Annotated in this window: 2 protein-coding genes; one reads left to right on the forward strand and one right to left on the reverse strand. The window is 37.5% G+C overall.

Annotation, left to right across the window (positions count from 1 at the left end; genetic code table 11):
• Nucleotides 1–176: 176 nt before the first annotated feature.
• Complete coding sequence (locus ATH1_RS0115365) at nt 177–368, reverse strand: cold-shock protein (protein WP_010423634.1); 192 nt, start codon at nt 366–368, stop codon at nt 177–179.
• Between the two features lie 453 nt (nt 369–821).
• Between ATH1_RS0115365 and ATH1_RS0115370 the strand changes: the two genes are divergently transcribed.
• Nucleotides 822–1,628 (forward strand): sugar phosphate isomerase/epimerase family protein, encoded by an 807-nt coding sequence (locus ATH1_RS0115370; protein WP_245531821.1) that lies wholly within the window; start codon nt 822–824, stop codon nt 1,626–1,628.
• Nucleotides 1,629–1,687: the final 59 nt, after the last annotated feature.

Here is a 1,687-nt window from a genome sequence, read left to right on the forward strand (position 1 = left end):
TGCGCATTTTTTTGTTTTTTGGGTGGCATTTTTCACAAGTTGGGTTAATAATTAAATTTTATGCGGATGAACAGTTTACTATGTTGCGTAATATGGCACAAAAAAAAGGAGCTGCCTTCCCGGTCAGCTCCTTTATGACTTTACGCTAAATGTAATCTGGTATTGAAATATATATTCTAAACCAACTTAACATCTACAGCATTGAGGCCTTTTCTGCCTTCTACGAGTTCGAAAGTCACTTCGTCGTCCTCTTTAACCTTGTCGATGAGGCCGGTGGCGTGAACAAAAAATTCTTTTTCCGACTCGTCTTCCTTAATGAATCCGAATCCTTTTGATTCATTAAAGAACTTAACTTTACCTGTTTTCATTTTAACTTAAATTTGTTTGTTAATCTTTCCATGCATCAATCATGACGGGCCGTATGCTTTTATCCGGCTGATGGCCATTAATCTCTGCATGATTAAATATTCACAATACAAATAAAACAACATTATTTGGATTTTGCATTATAAAAAGCAATAAAATATTGGATTTTTTACAAAATCCTTTGATTTTCAGGTTTTGGATATAAGTTATTTTGGAGGAACAGAGCGGAAAAGACTGCAATTGTGATTGCTCAAATCCGTCATTACTTTTAACGGACTATTGCTTTACCATGTTTGGTAAAAAATAATCCTGCATGCGATGTTTTTACCGATGCTTTTGTTATTTTTAACAAACTTTTGATCAAACACACACACTAAAAACCTTTTAAAAACTTTAGAAAGATGAAAAGAGCAATGTTTCCGATGGTGTTGTTATTTTTGACAACAACATTAACCATGTGTACAACGAAAGAAAAAAAAGAAATCGGACTTCAACTGTATTCCGTTCGGGATGCCATGAAAGAGGCACCGGTTGAAACCGTTAAAAAAGTCGGTGAAATGGGCTATACGTTTGTAGAGGCTGCCGGTTATGCCGACGGTAAATTCTATGGGATGGACCCTGAAGCATTTAAAAGTCTGACAGAAGAAAGCGGAATGAAGTTTATCAGCTCCCATACCGGACAGGCTCTTCCTGATTCTGCCTCTTGGGACGAAACCATGCAATGGTGGGACCGGTGTATTGATGCACATAAGAGGGCAGGTGTGAAATACATTGTTCAACCATCGATGGATGAAGTGGGATACAATTCATTGGACGGGTTGAAACGTTATTGTGAGTATTTTAATGCCGTAGGAGAGAAATGTCGTGAAAACGGGATATTATTTGGCTATCATAATCACTCTGGTGAATTTGCAGAACTCGAAGGCCAAGTGATTTACGACTTTATGCTGCAAAATACCGATCCCGATAAAGTTTTCTTTCAGATTGATTTGTATTGGATAAAGGAAGGTGGAAAGAATCCGGTCGATTATTTCAATAACTACCCTGGCAGGTTCCTTCTCTGGCATGTTAAAGATGAGAAAGAACTGGGCGCAAGCGGTGAAATGGATTTTGAATCCTCGTTCGCTCTTGCCGACAAAGCTGGTGTTGATTACATTATTGTAGAAGTTGAAAAGTACAATTTTGATCCGCTCGAAAGTGTTAAGAAAAGTCTTGAGTTCCTCCAAAATGCCGATTTTGTAAGAAACACCTACAAGGAATAATCGAACATTGTTGAAACGAGCATGACAAAGATTGCCTTAATAGATTATCAGATTTTTAG

Origin of the sequence: Anaerophaga thermohalophila DSM 12881, from assembly GCF_000191885.1 — a bacterium.
GTDB classification, from domain to species: Bacteria; Bacteroidota; Bacteroidia; order Bacteroidales; family Marinilabiliaceae; genus Anaerophaga; species Anaerophaga thermohalophila.